Annotated in this window: 17 protein-coding genes and 1 riboswitch; of the genes, 15 read left to right on the forward strand and 2 right to left on the reverse strand. The window is 70.3% G+C overall.

Annotation, left to right across the window (positions count from 1 at the left end; all coding sequences use genetic code 11):
- Nucleotide 1 precedes the first annotated feature (1 nt).
- On the forward strand, nt 2–640 hold the full coding sequence (locus ACGGCP_RS19835) for a maleylpyruvate isomerase N-terminal domain-containing protein (protein ID WP_392968156.1): 639 nt from the start codon (nt 2–4) through the stop codon (nt 638–640).
- A 252-nt stretch (nt 641–892) separates the two neighbouring features.
- A complete protein-coding gene (locus ACGGCP_RS19840) occupies nt 893–1,966 on the forward strand; it encodes a 3-deoxy-7-phosphoheptulonate synthase (protein WP_392968158.1) in 1,074 nt (357 codons plus the stop codon).
- Between the two features lie 54 nt (nt 1,967–2,020).
- Here the strand turns inward: ACGGCP_RS19840 and ACGGCP_RS19845 are convergent, their stop codons facing one another.
- On the reverse strand, nt 2,021–3,526 hold the full coding sequence (locus tag ACGGCP_RS19845; protein ID WP_392968160.1) for an alpha-N-arabinofuranosidase: 1,506 nt from the start codon (nt 3,524–3,526) through the stop codon (nt 2,021–2,023).
- Between the two features lie 132 nt (nt 3,527–3,658).
- Nucleotides 3,659–4,666 (reverse strand): LacI family DNA-binding transcriptional regulator, encoded by a 1,008-nt coding sequence (locus tag ACGGCP_RS19850; RefSeq protein WP_392968691.1) that lies wholly within the window; start codon nt 4,664–4,666, stop codon nt 3,659–3,661.
- 298 nt (nt 4,667–4,964) lie between these two features.
- Here ACGGCP_RS19850 and ACGGCP_RS19855 point away from each other — a divergent pair, with 298 nt between their 5' ends.
- The 13 genes from ACGGCP_RS19855 (at nt 4,965) to ACGGCP_RS19915 (ending at nt 17,017) form a co-directional block, all read left to right on the forward strand.
- Nucleotides 4,965–5,333 (forward strand): L-rhamnose mutarotase, encoded by a 369-nt coding sequence (locus ACGGCP_RS19855; protein ID WP_392968694.1) that lies wholly within the window; start codon nt 4,965–4,967, stop codon nt 5,331–5,333.
- Nucleotides 5,330–6,499, forward strand: a complete 1,170-nt coding sequence (gene rhaI / locus ACGGCP_RS19860; protein WP_392968162.1) for an L-rhamnose isomerase — start codon at nt 5,330–5,332, stop codon at nt 6,497–6,499. The genes ACGGCP_RS19855 and rhaI overlap by 4 nt, the downstream gene beginning before the upstream one ends.
- Nucleotides 6,500–6,502: 3 nt before the next feature.
- Nucleotides 6,503–8,527, forward strand: coding sequence for a bifunctional aldolase/short-chain dehydrogenase (locus tag ACGGCP_RS19865; protein WP_392968164.1), 2,025 nt, complete (start codon nt 6,503–6,505; stop codon nt 8,525–8,527).
- A complete protein-coding gene (locus ACGGCP_RS19870; RefSeq protein ID WP_392968166.1) occupies nt 8,524–9,969 on the forward strand; it encodes a rhamnulokinase family protein in 1,446 nt (481 codons plus the stop codon). The genes ACGGCP_RS19865 and ACGGCP_RS19870 overlap by 4 nt, the downstream gene beginning before the upstream one ends.
- Before the next feature lie 77 nt (nt 9,970–10,046).
- Nucleotides 10,047–11,342 (forward strand): ABC transporter substrate-binding protein, encoded by a 1,296-nt coding sequence (locus ACGGCP_RS19875; RefSeq protein WP_392968168.1) that lies wholly within the window; start codon nt 10,047–10,049, stop codon nt 11,340–11,342.
- Between the two features lie 24 nt (nt 11,343–11,366).
- Entirely contained in the window at nt 11,367–12,356 is a 990-nt protein-coding gene (locus ACGGCP_RS19880; protein WP_392968170.1) for a carbohydrate ABC transporter permease, read from the forward strand.
- On the forward strand, nt 12,353–13,240 hold the full coding sequence (locus ACGGCP_RS19885; RefSeq protein WP_392968172.1) for a carbohydrate ABC transporter permease: 888 nt from the start codon (nt 12,353–12,355) through the stop codon (nt 13,238–13,240). Before ACGGCP_RS19880 ends, ACGGCP_RS19885 begins: the two co-directional genes overlap by 4 nt.
- A gap of 10 nt (nt 13,241–13,250) precedes the next feature.
- Nucleotides 13,251–13,850, forward strand: a complete 600-nt coding sequence (locus ACGGCP_RS19890) for a DUF624 domain-containing protein (RefSeq protein ID WP_392968174.1) — start codon at nt 13,251–13,253, stop codon at nt 13,848–13,850.
- Nucleotides 13,851–14,192: 342 nt separating this feature from the next.
- Complete coding sequence (locus ACGGCP_RS19895; RefSeq protein WP_392968176.1) at nt 14,193–14,801, forward strand: CDP-alcohol phosphatidyltransferase family protein; 609 nt, start codon at nt 14,193–14,195, stop codon at nt 14,799–14,801.
- A gap of 116 nt (nt 14,802–14,917) precedes the next feature.
- Nucleotides 14,918–15,295: a glycine cleavage system protein GcvH gene (gene gcvH, locus ACGGCP_RS19900; RefSeq protein WP_392968178.1), complete on the forward strand. Its 378-nt coding sequence runs from the start codon at nt 14,918–14,920 to the stop codon at nt 15,293–15,295.
- Between the two features lie 34 nt (nt 15,296–15,329).
- Nucleotides 15,330–15,767, forward strand: a complete 438-nt coding sequence (locus ACGGCP_RS19905) for an FHA domain-containing protein (protein WP_270123406.1) — start codon at nt 15,330–15,332, stop codon at nt 15,765–15,767.
- Between the two features lie 123 nt (nt 15,768–15,890).
- A complete protein-coding gene (locus ACGGCP_RS19910; RefSeq protein ID WP_310286585.1) occupies nt 15,891–16,361 on the forward strand; it encodes a bifunctional nuclease family protein in 471 nt (156 codons plus the stop codon).
- A gap of 98 nt (nt 16,362–16,459) precedes the next feature.
- Nucleotides 16,460–17,017: a MerR family transcriptional regulator gene (locus ACGGCP_RS19915; RefSeq protein WP_392968181.1), complete on the forward strand. Its 558-nt coding sequence runs from the start codon at nt 16,460–16,462 to the stop codon at nt 17,015–17,017.
- A gap of 21 nt (nt 17,018–17,038) precedes the next feature.
- A riboswitch (glycine riboswitch) is annotated at nt 17,039–17,139 on the forward strand.
- Nucleotides 17,140–17,161 lie beyond the last annotated feature (22 nt).

The raw sequence follows: 17,161 nt of genomic DNA on the forward strand, positions 1-17,161 counted from the left end.
AATGAGCAGCATCCGCGACCAGTACCTCGCCGCCGCCCGCACCGCGCTCGACCTCGCCGAGGACGACGCCGTCACCGGCGCCTGGACAGGACCGTCCGCGCTCGCCGGCTTCACCGTCGGCGGCCTCGCCACCCACCTGCTGCAGCAGATCACCTCGGTCACCGCCGCCCTCGCCGCCGACCACGTCGGCAAGGAGACCGTGACCCTGTTCGGCCACTACGACCGCGCCGCCTGGCTCGCCGCCGACCTCGACAACGACTACAACACCGGCATCCGCGACGGCGGCGAGAAGGGCGCCGCAGCAGGCCCCGACGCCGTCATCGCCGAAGCATCGAGCGCCCTCACCGCCCTGGAGACCGCGCTCGCCGCCATGGACGGCACCGAGACCACCGGCAACACGCGCTGGCCCTACGCGATGACCCTCGACGACTTCCTGCGCACCCGCCTCATGGAACTGGTCGTCCACGGCGACGACCTGGCCTACTCCGCCGGGATCGACACGCCCGTGTTCGCGCAGGACGCGTTCGACACCGCCGCGTGGATGCTCGCCCGCCTCGCCGCCAAACGCCACGGCCAGACCGCGCTCGTGCGGGCGCTCGCCCGCAGCGAGCGCGCCCCCGAGTCGATCAGCGGCCTGTGACACGGGCCCCGGGCCGTGGCCGCCCGCCGCGCGGGTGTGCTACGGTTCGGCGCATGTCTACGGTTCGTGCTTATTGGCGCTTTACGCCGGCTCCGGGTGGAGCCCGGCGGCGCACGCGCTGACCGCACAGACACCCGGAGCCAACAAGGCAGCGACACCAGTCGCTGCCTTTCGTCGTCAGGCGGGCCGGCACCGGGGAAGACCTTGAGTGGACAGGACCCGCCTCGCAACCAGAGATGGGAACCGCACCCGATGAGCACGCCCACTGATCTGCCGCCGCAGACCAACGACCTGCGCGTCACCGCCTTCCAGCCCCTCGTCGCCCCGGCCGCGCTGCGCGCCGAACTCCCGCTCGGCGACGAGCGCGCCGCCCTGGTCGAGCGCACCCGCCGCGAGGTCGAGCACGTCCTGGCCGGCACCGACGACCGCCTCCTGGTCGTCGTCGGCCCCTGCTCGGTGCACGACCCGGCCGCGGCCAAGGACTACGCGCAGCGCCTCGCTGCCGCCACCGCCGGCCTGGGCGACGCCCTGATGGTCGTCATGCGCGTCTACTTCGAGAAGCCCCGCACCACCGTCGGCTGGAAGGGCCTCATCAACGACCCGCACCTGGACGGCACCCATGACGTCGAACTCGGGCTGCGCCTGGCCCGCCGGGTCCTGCTCGACGTGCTCGACACCGGCCTGCCGGTCGGCTGCGAGTTCCTGGAGCCGACGAGTCCGCAGCACATCGCCGACGCCGTCTCGTGGGGCGCGATCGGCGCCCGCACCACCGAGTCGCAGGTCCACCGGCAGCTCGCGTCGGGCCTGTCGATGCCCATCGGGTTCAAGAACACCACCGACGGCGACCTGACGTCGGCGATCGACGGCTGCCGGGCCGCCGCCGGGGACCACGTGTTCTTCGGCGTCGACGAGGACGGGCGCGCCTCGATCGTCTCCACCAGCGGCAACCCCGACTGCCACATCATCCTGCGGGGCGGGCGCGGCGGCCCCAACTACAGCCCCGAGGACGTCCGCGACGGCCTCGCGCTGCTGGCCAAGCACGGCATGCCGCAGCGCCTGGTCGTGGACGCGAGCCACGCCAACTCCGGGAAGGACCACGTCCGCCAGGCCGAGGTCGTCCGCGAGCTCGCGGCGCGCATCGCCGCGGGGGAGCAGGGCATCGCCGGACTCATGATCGAGAGCTTCATCGAACCCGGCCGCCAGGAGCCCGCGCCCCTGGAGACCCTCGAATACGGCAAGTCCGTGACCGACGCGTGCGTCGGCTGGGACGAGACCGAAGCGCTCCTGAACGAACTCGCGACGGCCGTCCGCGCCTCCCGCGCCTGACAACGACGGAACGGGCCCGCAGCCTCCTGCTGCGGGCCCGTTCGCGTGGTGTCCCTAGGCGATACGGATGGTGTTCCAGCTCATCGCGGGCAGCTCCACATAGGCGACGCCGTCCTTGACGGTGATGTCGCCGTTGGCGACCGGCGCGACACGGGTCTGGTCGGCCAGGGTGTTCTTCGCGTTCGGGTCCTCGTCCGTCAGCGTCGAGCACGTGACATCGGCGAGGCCCCCGAGCGAGCCGAGGTCGATCTCCAGGGTCAGCGGCGACTCGAGGTCGCGGTTGACGGCGAACACCGTGTACGTGCCGTCCTCGTTGGCCACGGCCACCGAGTGGAGTGCGGTCACGTCGCCGTACTTCTCGGTCGCGAACGACGGGGAGGCGGCGTTGACGCGCAGGACCTTCCCGCGCCCGAACTTCGAGGCCTCGGCGAACGGGAAGAACGTGGTCTGGCGCCACGCGGGACCGTCCGGCTCGGTCATGATCGGCGCGATCACGTTGACCAGCTGCGCGAGGCACGCGGCGGTGACCCGGTCGCAGCGGCGCAGCAGCGTGATCATGAGCGACCCGAACACGACCGCGTCCATCGCCGAGTACACGTCCTCGAGCTGGCGGGGCGCGACCGCCCACGGCTCGTCCCGCTCACCGGTGGGCGCGTCCTGGTACCAGACGTTCCACTCGTCGAAGGAGATGTTGATCTTCTTGTCGGTCTTCAGCTTCGCGCCGACCGCGTCGGCGGTGGCGGTGACGCCGTCGATGAACAGCTCCATGTCCTGCGCCGAGGCCATGAACGACTTGAAGTCGCCGTCGCGCGGCTGGTAGTAGGCGTGCGCGGAGATGTAGTCGACCGACTCGTACGACTGGGCGAGCACCTCGGCCTCCCACGCGCCGAACTCGGGCATGCCGCGCGAGGACGAGCCGCACGCGACGAGGTCGAGCTCGGGGTCGATGTACCGCATCGAACGGGCGACCTGGTCGGCGGTGCGGCCGTACTCGTGGGCGGTCTTCTGGCCGATCTGCCAGGGGCCGTCCATCTCGTTGCCCAGGCACCACAGCTTGATGCCGTAGGGCTCCTCGTCGCCGTGCGAGCGGCGCAGGTCCGACCAGTAGGTCCCGCCGGGGTGGTTGGCGTACTCGAGCAGGTCGAGGGCCTCCTGGAGGCCGCGGGTGCCGAGGTTGACGGCCATGTTCGGCTCGACGCCGACGGTGCGGCAGAACTTCATGAACTCGCCGAGCCCGAACTGGTTGGTCTCGGTGGTGCCCCAGGCGAGGTCGAGGCGGCGCGGCCGGTCCTCCTTGGGGCCGGTGCCGTCCTCCCACCGGTAGCCGGAGACGAAGTTCCCGCCGGGGTATCGGACCATCGTCGGGCCCAGCTCGCTGATGAGGTCGAGGACGTCCTGGCGCAGGCCGTCGGCGTTGGCGCTCGCGTGCCCGGGCTCGTAGATGCCGGTGTAGACGCACCTGCCGAGGTGCTCTACGAAGGACCCGAACAGCCGCTCGGGCACGTCGGCGACGGTGAAGCGCGGGTCGAACTCGATGCGCGCGCGTTGGGACTCGGCCATGATCGCCTCCAGGCGGGGGGTCGGTTGTCGGTGTGCACCGGCAGCCCAGAGGCGTCGCGACACGCCGCCGGGCCGGTGGCGCAGACGCTACCAGACCCGAGCTTTACCGTTACAGTCGCGGGTGGGGGCCGGTCACAGCTCCTGCGCGGTCGAGGCCCGCGCGACCAGCTCGGGCTGGAACACCACGTTGCGGTGGGTGTGCCCCTCGCCTTCGCCGATCTCGTCGAACAGGAGCTGCGCGGCCGTGCGGCCCAGCTGCGAACGGGGCTGGCGGATCGAGGAGAGCGGCACCGCGGCCGCGGCGGCGAAGTCGATGTCGTCGTAGCCGATGATCGCGCACTCCTGGGGCACCTTGACGCCGTGCATGGTCAGCGCCTGGAGCGCGCCGAGGGCGACGAGGTCGTTGGCGCAGAACATGGCCGTGGGGCGCTCGGCGAGGCCGAGCATCTGCTCGACGGCCTCGCGGCCCGCGGCGAAGTTGAGACCGGCGGTGGTGAACACCTCGAGGGCGACGCCGCGCTCCTCGCAGACCTCGCGGCATCCGGCGAGGCGGTCGGCGACCTGGGGGATCGAGGCGGGCCCGCCGACGAACGCGATGCGGGCGTGGCCGCGGTCGGCGAGGTGGCGGGCGGCCAGGCGTCCGCCGTGGACGTCGTCGACGGCGACCGAGCAGTGCGGGTGCCGCCCGGCGCCGCGGTCGACGAGGACGAGCGGGATGTCGTGGCCCGAGAGCCGCTCGATCCACGACGCCGAGGTGTCGTCGACGGGGGTGATGAGCAGGCCGAGGACCCGCTGCTCCTCGAGGATCTCGAGGTGGCGGCGCTCGCGGCGGACGTCCTCGCCGGAGTCGCAGACGGTGACGACGCCGCCGGCGGACTCGATGAGGGGCTCGGCGCCGCGCACGACGTCGGTGAAGAACGGGTTGGCGACGTCCAGCACGACGACGGCGACGGTGCGCGAGCGCCCGGCGCGCAGCTGCCGGGCGGAGTCGTTGCGGACGTAGCCGAGTTCGGCGATGGCGGCCTGCACCCTGGAGCGGGTCTCCTCGGCGACGGCCTCGGGCCGGTTGAGCACATTGGAGACCGTTCCGACCGACACGCCCGCGGCGCGCGCGACGTCCTTCATGCTGGTAGTGGTCATCGTCACCTCACGAATGCTATCCGGAGCCCAGGGTAATGCGGGGGTGCGCGTCGATGGATCGACACTCGTCGCTGCGGGCGGATCCCGGGCCACGTATTTGAAACGGTTCAACGGCGAACCCGGAGCTTGAGGAGCATATACCGAACCGTGTTCGAATTTCTTGCCGGTCGTGCCTTGACAACCTGAGGCCCCAGGGTTTTAACTTATCGAAATCCCTTCATGAATCGATTCAATACCCCTGCGGCCGATTCCCGCCCCACTTCCGAGGAGGAACCCCTTGGCAGCCCCGACCAACGGCTTGCAAGCGCCTTCCAAGGCGCGCGTGTGCTTCACGCTCCGCGTCCGGCCCGACCGCCTGGACGAGTACCGCGAACGCCACGCCGCCGTCTGGCCCGACATGCTCGCCGCCCTCGCCGCCACCGGCTGGACCAACTACTCCCTCTTCCTCGGCGACGACGGCCTCCTCGTCGGCTACCTCGAGACCGACGACTTCGACGCCGCCCGCTCGCGAATGGCCGAGACCGAGGTCAACGCCCGCTGGCAGGCCGAGATGGCCCCCTTCTTCGAAGGCACCGGCGGCGCCAACGCCGACGACGCCTTCACCGTCCTCCCCGAAGTGTTCAACCTCGAAACCCAACTGGCGCAGACCGAAGGAGCCGGCCAATGAGCGACCGCAAGCAGCACGCCAAGCAGGTCCTCGCGGCCCAGAACATCGAACTGCCCTCCTGGGCCTTCGGCAACTCCGGCACCCGCTTCAAAGTCTTCGCCCAGCACGGCGTCCCCCGCGACCCCTTCGAGAAGCTCGCCGACGCCGCCCAGGTCAACCAGTACACCGGCGCCGCCCGATCCGTCGCCCTCCACATCCCCTGGGACAAGGTCGACGACTACGAAGCGCTCGCCGCCCACGCCGAAGCGCACGGCGTCCAGATCGGCACCATCAACTCCAACACCTTCCAAGACGACGACTACATGCTCGGCTCGGTCTGCCACCCCGACCCCGCCGTGCGCCGCAAGGCCACCGACCACCTCCTCGACTGCGTCGACATCATGGACGCCACCGGCTCCCGCGACCTCAAGCTCTGGTTCGCCGACGGCACCAACTACCCCGGCCAGGACTCCATCGCCGACCGCCAGGCCCGCCTCGCCGACGTCCTCGCCGAGGTCTACGCCCGCCTCGGCGACAACCAGCGCCTCCTGTTGGAGTACAAGCTGTTCGAGCCGTCGTTCTACACGATGGACGTGCCGGACTGGGGCACGGCGTACGCGCACTGCCTCAAGCTGGGGCCGAAGGCGCAGGTCGTGATCGACACCGGTCACCACGCGCCGGGTACGAACATCGAGTTCATCGTCGCGATGCTGCTGCGGGAGGGGAAGCTCGGCGGGTTCGACTTCAACTCGCGGTTCTACGCGGACGACGATTTGATGGTGGGTTCGGCGGACCCGTTCCAGCTGTTCCGGATCATGCACGAGCTGGCGTTGCGCGGCGTGGTGGGCCCGGAGTCGGGGATCGCGTACATGCTCGACCAGTGCCACAACATCGAACCGAAGATCCCCGGGCAGATCCGCAGCGTGATGAACGTGCAGGAGGCGACGGCGAAGGCGTTGCTGGTGGACACGGAGGCGCTGGCCGCCGCGCAGCGTGCGGGGGATGTGCTGGGTGCGAACGCGGTCTTGATGGACGCGTACAACACCGACGTGCGTCCGCTCCTGGAGGAGCTGCGCGCTGAGCAGGGTCTGGACGTCGACCCGATGGCGGCGTATGCGGCTTCGGGTTACGCGGAGAAGATCCGGGCTGAGCGTCAGGGCGGCCAGGCCGCCGGTTGGGGGGCGTAGCCGATGGGTGCGAAGCAGGATCTCATCGGCCGGTCGAACCGGTTGGGCGCGGACAAGCGGAACACGAACTTCGCGGGCGGCAACACGTCGGCGAAGGGCGTGGAGACCGACCCGGTGACGGGTGCGCCGGTGGAGCTGTTGTGGGTCAAGGGCTCCGGCGGTGACCTGGGGACGTTGACCGAGTCGGGTCTGGCGGTGCTGCGGCTGGACCGGATGCGGGCGATGGTGGACACGTATCCGGGTGTGGACGCCGAGGACGTGATGGTCGAGCGGTTCGACTTCTGTCTGCACGGGCGCGGCGGGGCCGCGCCGAGCATCGACACGGCGATGCACGGCCTGGTGGATGCGGCGCATGTCGATCATCTGCATCCTGATTCGGGGATCGCGTTCGCGACGGCCGTCGACGGTCCTGCGCTCACGAAGGAGTGCTTCGGCGACCGTGTGGTGTGGATCGACTGGCGTCGCCCGGGCTTCCAGCTGGGTCTGGACATCGCGGCGATCAAGGCGGCGAACCCGCAGGCGATCGGGTGCATCCTCGGCGGGCACGGCATCACCGCGTGGGGTGCGACTTCGGAGGAGTGCGAGGCGCATTCGCTGGAGATCATCTCCGGATGCGAGGCGTTCATCGCCGAACGCGGCCGCAAGGACCCCTTCGGTCCCCGTGTGGCCGAGCCGCTCGACGCCGGTGCGCGCGCTGAGCGCGCCGCGGCGCTGGCGCCGGTGATCCGGGGCCTGGCCTCGACCGACCGGCGTCAGGTCGGGCATTTCACCGACGACCCGGTCGTCCTCGACTTTCTCGCCTCGGAGCGGATGGGTGAGCTCGCGGCACTGGGCACGTCGTGCCCGGATCATTTCCTGCGGACGAAGGTTCGGCCGCTGGTGCTGGAAACCGAAGCGGGACAACCGCTTGCGGAGGTTATCGCTCACCTCCAGGAGCGGCACGCGGCCTACCGGGCCGACTACGCCGCCTACTACGAGCGGTTCGCCACTGCGGATTCGCCTGCGATGCGCGGGGCGGACCCGGCGATCGTCCTCGTCCCCGGCGTCGGCATGTTCTCCTTCGGGCCGGACAAGAAGACCGCCCGCGTCGCGGGCGAGTTCTACGTCAACGCCATCAACGTGATGCGCGGTGCCGAAGCGGTCTCGGCCTATCAGCCGATCGACGAGTCCGAGAAGTTCCGCATCGAGTACTGGGACCTCGAAGAGGCGAAGCTCAAGCGCCTGCCGAAGCCCAAACCGCTGGCCGGACGGGTCGCGTTCGTGACCGGCGCGGCCGGAGGCATCGGCAAGGCGACCGCCGAGCGGCTCGCCGCCGAAGGCGCGTGCGTCGTGATCGCCGACCTCGACCTGGCGAAGGCCGAGGCGGCGGCCGCCGAGATCGGGAACGGCGACACCGCGATCGGTGTGGCCTGCAACGTGACCGACGAAGCGGCCGTGGCCGCCGCGCTCGCCAGCGCCGCGCTCGCGTTCGGCGGGGTCGACCTGGTCGTGAACAACGCGGGGCTCTCGTTGTCGAAGCCGCTGCTGGAGACGACCGCGGCGGACTGGGACCTGCAGCACGACGTGATGGCGAAGGGCTCGTTCCTGGTCTCCCGTGAGGCCGCGCGGCTCATGATCGCGCAGGGCATGGGCGGCGACATCGTCTACATCGCGTCGAAGAACTCGGTGTTCGCGGGCCCCAACAACATCGCGTACTCCGCGACGAAGGCCGACCAGGCCCACCAGGTGCGGCTCCTCGCGGCCGAACTCGGCGGCCACGGCATCCGGGTGAACGGGATCAACCCCGACGGCGTGGTCCGCGGGTCGGGGATCTTCGCGTCCGGTTGGGGCGCGAACCGCGCCGCCGTCTACGGCGTCGAGGAGGAGAAGCTCGGCGAGTACTACGCCGGTCGCACGCTCCTGAAGAAAGAGGTGCTGCCGTCCTCGGTCGCCGACGCGGTCTACGCGCTCGTCGGCCCCGACCTCGGGCTCACCACCGGCGTCCACATCCCGGTCGACTCGGGCAACCCGCAAGGGTTCCTCAGATGACCGTCCTCGCCGCCGTCGACCTCGGCGCGTCCTCCGGGCGCGTCATGGCCGCCCGCGTGCACGCCGACCGGATCGACCTCGCCGAGGCCGCCCGGTTCCCCAACCGCGCGGTCGACGTGCGCGGCCGCCTGTACTGGGACGTGCTCGGCCTGTGGTCGGGCGTCCTCGACGGCCTGCGGAAGGTGCCGGAGGCGGCTGCGATCGGCGTTGACTCGTGGGCGGTCGACTACGGCCTCATCGGCGCTGACGGGCACCTCGTGGCCAACCCGGCCTGCTACCGAGACGGCCGCAACGCCGCCGCGAAGGCCGCGGCGCTCGAACTGGTCGGCGCCGCCGACCTGTTCGCCGCCACCGGCATCCAGCCCCAGCCGTTCAACACGGTCTTCCAGCTCACCGCCGAGACCGCCAGCGCCGACCGGGCGCTGCTCATCCCCGACCTCCTCGGGTACTGGCTCTCTGGAGTCCAGGCGTGGGAGGCGACGAACGCGTCGACGACCGGGCTGGTCGACCTCGCCACCGGCGACTGGTCGGCGGATCTGGCCGGGCGGCTCGGCGTCGATCTTGGCCTGCTCGGCCCCCTCACTCCCACGGGGACGGTCCTCGGTCCGGTGCTGCCGGAGGTCGCGGCCGCGACCGGACTCGCCGCCTCTACACAGGTGATCGCGACCGCCAGCCACGACACGGCCGCGGCCGTCGCCGCCGTCCCCTACGAGGACGACCGGTCCGCCTATATCTCGTGCGGCACGTGGTCGCTCGTCGGCGTCGAACGCGACACCCCGGTCACGACTCCCGAGGCCCTGGAGGCGGGGTTCACGAACGAGCGCGGCGTGGACGGCACGGTCCGGTTCCTGCGGAACGTCGCCGGGCTGTGGCTGCTGTCGGAGTCGTTGCGCGCGTGGGAGGCCGAGGGGCTCGACGTCGACCTGGCGGGCCTGCTCGAGGAGGCCGGGCGCGCTGAGCGGCTGCGGTCGGTCGTCGATCCCGACGACGCCCGGTTCGCCGATCCCGGCGACATGCCCGGACGGATCCGGGCCTACTGCGCCGAGACGGGCCAGCCGGTGCCGCAGACTCCGGCGGCGACGGCCCGCTGCGTGCTCGACTCGCTCGCGCTGGCCCACAGGACCGCGATCGCCTCGCTCGAAGCCCTCACGGGGGAGCCGGTCGCTGCGGTGCACATCGTCGGCGGCGGCGCGAACAATGCGCTGCTGTGCCAGTTGACGGCCGACGCGCTCGGCCGTCCGGTCCTGGCCGGGCCTGACGAGGCCACCGCCTTGGGCAACGCCCTCGTGCAGGCCCAGGCGCTGGGCTTGATCGCGCCCGGGCCCGGTGCCCGGCGCGAGGCGGCCCGCGCCTCCGCACGTCCGCGCCGCTACGAACCCCGAGGGCCTCAAGCGCCTTGGGTGAGTGCGGCCGCGCGGCTCGAACCCGCCCGCGTCTCCTGACCCGGGCAGCGAACTCAATAGATCCCGAAGGCCCGCCCCCCTGGCGGGACCCCTCTTATAAGAAGGAGCAATCAACGATGATGCGCAACCCTCACGGCCTCCGGCGCCGGTCCGTCCTCACCGGCGCGTCGGCCGCCGCGGTCCTGGCCGCTGCCGCCGCCTGCGGTGACGACGGCCCGGCGGGCACCGCCGACGACCCGATCGAGATCAGCTTCGAATGGTGGGGCGACCAGACGCGCGCCGACATCACCAAGGAAGCGGTCACCCTGTTCGAGCAGAAGAACACGGGCATCAAGGTGAAGACGAACTTCGCCGACTTCCCCGCGTACTGGGAGGGCATGACCGGCCGCATGGCCTCGCAGGACCTTCCGGACGTGTTCCAGATGGACTACTCGCGGCTGCGCCAGTTCGGCCAGTCCGGTCTGCTCCTGCCGCTCGAAGGGGTCGTCAAGACCGACGACTTCCGTGAGGGCTTCCTGGAGACGGCGAAGCTCGACGGGAAGCTCGTCGCCGTCCCGGCCGCGGGCAACACCCTCGGCCTGATCTACCGGACCGACTGGTTCGAGCAGCACGGCGTCGCCGCGCCGGCCCCCGGCTACAGCTGGGACGGGTACAAGGCGGACATCGCGAAGGTCACCGCCGGACTGGGCGAGGGCAAGTGGGGCGGCGGCGACTGGGCCGGGCAGTACCACTTCATGGAGCTGTGGCTGCGCCAGCAGGGCGGCTCGTTCTACACCGAGGACGGCAAGGCCCTCAACTTCGACCAGGCCAAGCTCGCCGAATGGTGGCAGACCTCCGCCGACCTGTACGCCGCCGGGGACGTCCCGCCGGTGGAGACGACGATCGAATGGGTCGAGGGCGGCCTCGTGCAGGACCTGCTCGCCTCCGAGATCGGGTGGGACAACTTCCTGCCGGGCATGGCGCCCACCGTGGAGGCCAACGGCGGCGCGCTCGCGCTGTCGGCCCCGCCGTCGCTGGACCCGAACAACCTGGGCCTGTACCTCAAGCCCTCGATGCAGTTCGTGATCTCGGCGGCGACCGAGCAGGCCGAGGCGTCGGCGAAGCTCGTCGACTTCCTCCTCGGCGACCCCGAGGCGATCGCGATCCTGGGCACCAGCCGCGGCATCCCCGCCACCAACGCGGGGCTGGCGAACGTCGAGCTGGACGCGGCCTCGCAGGCCGTCATCGACTACGAGGCGTCGGTCGAGCAGTACCTGACCACGCCCCCGCCCGCCCCGCCGGCCGCGACCGGCGCGATCGAGGTCAAGTTCGGCGAGCTGTACCAGCAGGTGCAGTACGCCGAGATGACCCCGGCCGACGCCGCGGCGCTGTTCTTCACCGAGGCCGAGACGCTGCTCGCCAACGAGCAGTAACCACCCGTTTAAGGAATCCTCACCGTGTCAGCTTCTCCCTCCACGACCGCGCCACCCGCGGCCAACGAGGCCGGAGCGCCGCCCGCGCGCGGGAACCGGGGTTCGGCCAAGCGCCGCACCCCGGTCTCCCGCCGTGGCGAGCGGCTCGTCGGCTACACCTTCATGACCCCCTGGATCATCGGGTCGCTCGTCTTCACCGTCGGTCCGATGCTGTGGTCGCTGTACCTGTCGTTCACCGACTACCACCTGCTGCTGGGCGGGGAGTTCATCGGCCTGGAGAACTACACGGCGATGTTCGACGACCCGATGTTCGGCCGGGCCGTCAAGGTGACCCTCCTGTACGTGCTGCTGGCCGTGCCGCTCAAGCTCATCGCGTCCCTGGCGGTCGCGATGCTGCTGACGCAGTCGCGGCGGGGCATCGGCTTCTACCGGGCCGCGTTCTACATGCCCTCGCTCATCGCCATGAGCGTCGGCATCGCGATCGTCTGGAAGGCCCTGTTCGCCGGGGGCGGCCCCCAGGACCAGTTCATGTCCTGGTTCGGGTGGGACGGCGGCGGGTTCATCGGCAACCCGTCGGTGTCCATCCTCATGCTCGTGCTCCTGAGCGTGTGGACGTTCGGCGCGCCGATGGTCATCTTCATGGCCGGGCTCCTGCAGGTCCCCGGCGAGCTCCACGAAGCGGCCGAGGTCGACGGCGCCGGGAAGTGGCACCGGTTCGTGCACATCACGATCCCGATGCTCTCCCCGGTCATCTTCTTCAACGTGCTCATGGAGACCGTGCACGCGTTCCAGCTGTTCGGCCCCGCGTTCATCATCGGCGGCACCGCCGGCGGGCCGGCCTGGTCGACCCTGTTCTACACCGTCCGCATCTACGCCCTGGCGTTCGTGGACCTGCGCATGGGCTACGCGTCGGCGTGGGCGTGGGTCCTCGTGCTCGCCGTCGGCGTCGTCACCCTGGTCATGTTCCGCGCCGCCAAGAACCTCGTCTACTACGCGGGGGAGGACAACCGATGAGCGCCACCGTCGCCGAGCCCCGCGTGATCACACGCAAGAAGCGCACCCCGGCCGCGAAAGCCAAATCCGTGATCTGGCACGTCGCGCTGCTGGCAGTCCTCGTGGTCGTCCTGTACCCGGCGTTCTGGGTCCTGACCGCCGCGGTCAAACCCAACGCCGAGATCCTCACCAGCATCTCGCCGATCCCGACCTCCATCACCTGGGAGCACTTCGCGTCCGCGTTCGACGGTATGGCCGGGGTCCCGCTGTGGCGGTTCTTCTGGAACTCGTTCGTCATCGCCGCGCTCTCGGTCGTCGGCATCGTCGCGTCCTGCTCGATCACCGCGTACGCCCTGGGCCGCCTGGAGTTCCCCGGCCGCAAGGCCATGTTCGCGGTGGTCATCGCGACACTGCTGCTGCCGGGCCAGGTCATGCTCATCCCGCAGTACCTGATCTTCTCGGAGATGGACGTCGTCAACACGATCTTCCCGCTCGTGATCGGGAAGTTCCTCGGCCTGGACGCGTTCTTCGTGTTCATGTACGTGCAGTTCCTGCGGGGCATCCCGCGCGAGCTGGACCAGGCCGCGACCATCGACGGCGCCGGGCACTTCCGCATCTTCTTCTCGATCATGCTGCCGCTGCTGCGCCCGGCGATCGTCACCTCGTCGATCTTCACGTTCATCTGGTCGTGGAACGACTTCATGGGCCCCTTGATCTACCTGCACGAGATCGAGAAGTTCCCGATGCCGCGCCTGCTGCAGTCCTACAACAACACCGAAGCGGTCTCCAACTACGGCGGCATGATGGCGATGACGCTGCTGTCGCTCCTGCCGGTGGTGCTGTTCTTCCTGGTCTTCCAGAAGTTCCTCATCAAGGGCATCGCCACCTCCGGTGTGAAGGGCTAGCGTGGCAGCCGTGGCAAGGCGGAGGCAGGCGTTCGGCGAGGGGTTCGCGCTCCTGGCCGAATGCCTGCTGACCGGCGTCTGGGTGGCGCTGGCGGCGCTGCCGGTCGTGACCCTCCCGGCGGCCCTGGCCGCCGGGGCGCGGCACGTCGCGGCGTACGCCGACGGCGACTCGCGCGGCTGGAGCGGCTTCTGGACCGACTTCCGGACCGCGTGGCGCCAGTCGTGGCGGACCGGGCTGGCCGTCATCGGCGCGGGCCTGCTGCTCGCGCTCAACCTCGCCGTCCTCGCCCAGGAAGGGGTCCCCGGCCGCCCCGGGTTCGCGCTGGCGACGTTCCTCGTCGCGGGCCTGGCGGTGACCGTGCTGCTGCGCGCCGCCGCCGCATGGGCGCCGGGGGAGCGGTGGCGGGCCCTGCTCGCCGCCGCCCTCGACCAGACCCGGACCGATGCGTCCGGCACCGGCATCCTCCTCGGCGGCGTCGCCGTCCTCGCCGCCTCCACATGGGCGCTGTGGCTCCTGGCGGTCCCCATGGGCGGGTGCCTCGTCGGCGCCGCCGTCGCCGTCGGCCGCCGCCGCCTCGACCGTGAACAGGAGGCCGAACGCGACGCCTGACGGCCGCCAAGCGCACGCCCGCAGCCCCGAGCCGGTCCCCCTGGGCCGGCCCGGGGTTGTTTCCTGTCACGTTTTCAGGCCCGCCCCAGCCCCGAAATCGTCCTCAATAGACGCGCCTTGCGCGGCCCCAGCTCGGCCGCTCCCTTCCCGGACCGAGCCGCGGCCCTTGCGGCGGGGCGCAAATTCCGCGGTACAGGTGTCGTAGCCTCCGGTTAGAATCCAGATACACCCACCGAACCGGACCGACGACAAAACACCGCCCGCCGCAGCGACGGGCGAGAGGAGACCGACCCAGGGCGCGCGGTCGACGCTACGACAGCGTGCCCGGCCGAGAGGACCGCCTTGAGCAAACCAGCAGCAGCGCCGCTCCCCGGATGGGGCGTCTGGACCTGGCCCAACCTCGTCACCGCCGTGCGCCTCCTGGGCATCCCGCTGGTCTGCTACCTCCTGCTGGCCACCCAGTACTACTGGCAGGCCGCCATCATCCTCGCCGTCGGCGGCGGCACCGACTGGGTCGACGGGCAGCTCGCCCGCCGCCTCGGCCAGGTCTCCAAACTCGGACGCCTCCTCGACCCGTTCGTCGACCGCCTCTACATCCTCTCCTCGCTGCTCATGCTCACCTTCCTGGGCCTGCTGCCGTGGCTGTTCGCCATCGTCGTCCTCCTGCGCGACGCCCTCATGGTCTCCATGGTCGTCCTCCTGCGCTGGCACGGCTTCGCGCCACCGCAAGTGCACTTCCTCGGCAAATGCGCCACCGCCATGGTCTTCATGTCCTTCCCCGTCCTCGTCGTCGCCGGCCTCGTCGCCGACGCCGACACCTGGGCCGCCCCCGTCGGCTGGGCCCTCGCCTGGTGGGGCCTGGGCCTGTACTGGCTCGCCGCACTCGTCTACCTGCGCCAGGCCGCAGGGCTCCTGCGCGAAGGCCGCCCGCAGCCGAGCGTCGCCGCCTAGTTCCGCGCGCCCATGATCACGAGCCGCGGCCCCGCCGCACAGCGGCAGGCGCCGGGCGATACGGTCATGATCGTCCGACCCGCCGCACGGCGGGGTTTCCAAGAGGGGAGCGCCAGGTGATTCCGGAGCAACTGCGTTACACCGCGGAGCACGAGTGGGTCGAGGAGCGCGACGCGAACATCGTCCGCATCGGCATCACCGAATTCGCGCAGAACGCGCTGGGCGACGTCGTATTCGTCCAGCTCCCGGAGGCCGGCACCGAGGTTCGGGCAGGCGAAGTGGTCGGCGAAGTCGAGTCGACCAAGAGCGTCTCTGACGTGTACGCTCCGTTGACCGGTAAGATTCTCTCGTGCAATGACGAATTGTCGGAATCCCCGGAATTGGTGAACAGCGACCCCTATGCGGCGGGCTGGATGTTCGACATCGAGGTCGAGGATGCCGGCTCGCTCACTGCTTTGCTCGACGCCGGTGCGTATGCGAAGCTTACTGAGTGACCAGAGGGTCCAGACTTGTAGAAGGTGGCAATCCATGACGCGTTCGAATGACGAGTTCCCTCCGCCGGATGTTACGGCCACGATGAACCTGTCCGCGCTCCAGGAGAGCGGCGAGGTCGACGCGGAGACGAACGCCGCGAACCTGGCGAGCTCGCTTCCCGCGGGGACCGCTTTGCTGCTCGTCCGCCGCGGACCGAACGCGGGCGCTCGTTTCTTGCTCAACCAGGAGGTGACCACCTCCGGGCGGCACCCCGACTCCGACATCTTCCTCGACGACGTGACCGTCTCCCGGCGCCACGCCGAATTCCACCGCGACGCCGCCGGTTTCACCGTCCGCGACGTCGGCAGCCTCAACGGCACCTATGTGAACCGCGAACGCGTGGAGACCGCAGGCCTGGGCAACGGCGACGAAGTCCAGATCGGCAAGTTCCGCCTCGTGTTCGTCAGCGGCCCCAAACTGACCGCGGCCTGACCCGGCCCGCGCCCGCAGGCGCCGACCGCGAGTAGGCTGACAGTTGCAAGGACCCGCCCCGGGGGCCAACTCCGGTGCGGGTCCGAATCTTTCAGGAACACGGCACCTCTTGGAGGCGAACCGGTGCGGATGATGACCGTCGTCGGGGTCCGCGTGGAACTCCCGAGCAACCAGCCGGTAGTCCTGCTCAAGGAAGCCGAGGGCCACCGGTACCTGCCGATCTGGATCGGCACCGTCGAGGCCGCCGCGATCGCCTACCAGCAGCAGGACGTGCAGCTCTCCCGCCCGCTCACCCACGACCTCATGCGCGACGTCCTCGACGCCCTCGACGTCACCCTCACCGCCGTCGAGATCACCGAACTGCGCGACACCGTCTACTTCGCCGAGCTCGTCCTGGACGGGCGCACCCGCGTCTCCTCCCGATCCTCCGACGCCATCGCGCTCGCACTGCGCGCCGAAGCCCCGATCTGGTGCGCCGACGCCGTCCTCGACGAAGCCGGCGTCGTCCTGCCCGACACGCAGGAAGACGAAGTGGAGAAGTTCCGGGAGTTCCTCGAAGAGGTCACCCCCGAGGACTTCGGCGAGAGCCAGTAACCACCGGCCCACCTGTTCGAGGTTTTCTCTCGTTCAGCCCATGGTGGAGGGTCCGGAAGCTACGCTCACCTCGATGAACTCATCCAGGGGAGGAAGCCATGGACGCCCACAGTGAACCCGCAGGCCGCCCGGCGGTCCCCCCCAGCCAGATCCGCGGCTGGCGCGGCACCGCCGCATGCCGGGTCGTCGGCATCTCCTACCGCCAACTCGACTACTGGGCCCGCACCGGCCTGGTCGAACCCTCCATCCGCCGCGCCTCCGGGTCCGGCTCCAACCGGCTCTACTCCTTCCGCGACATCATCGTCCTCAAAGTCATCAAACGGCTCCTGGACGCCGGCGTCTCCCTCCAGAACATCCGCAAAGCCGTCGAAGCCCTCCGCTCCCGCGGCGTCAAAGACCTCGCCGAGATCACCCTCATGTCCGACGGCTCCACCGTCTACGAATGCCGCTCCGCCGGCGAAGTCATCGACCTCCTCCGCGGCGGCCAAGGCGTCTTCGGCATCGCCGTGCGCACCACCGTCACCGAAGTCATGGGCCGCCTCGCGACCCTCCCCGGGGAGGCCCCCGTGAAGACCCCGACCCGCCTCCACCCGCCCGAGCAGACACAGGGACACCACACCGGGACCGTGCCCGGTCGCCGACGCACCGCATCCTGACCTACCATGGCCGCAGAGCCGCAAAACCGGGCGGGAGAGACCGTGGGCCACACCAGCTACACGGCACCGAAGGGGCAAGTCCCTCGCTTCAAACTCTCAGGTACCAGGACCGCCCAGGTCAGGCCGCTCTGGAGCTGACGCACG

Origin of the sequence: Glycomyces sp. NPDC048151 (assembly GCF_043202775.1) — a bacterium.
Lineage (GTDB): Bacteria > Actinomycetota > Actinomycetes > Mycobacteriales > Micromonosporaceae > Glycomyces.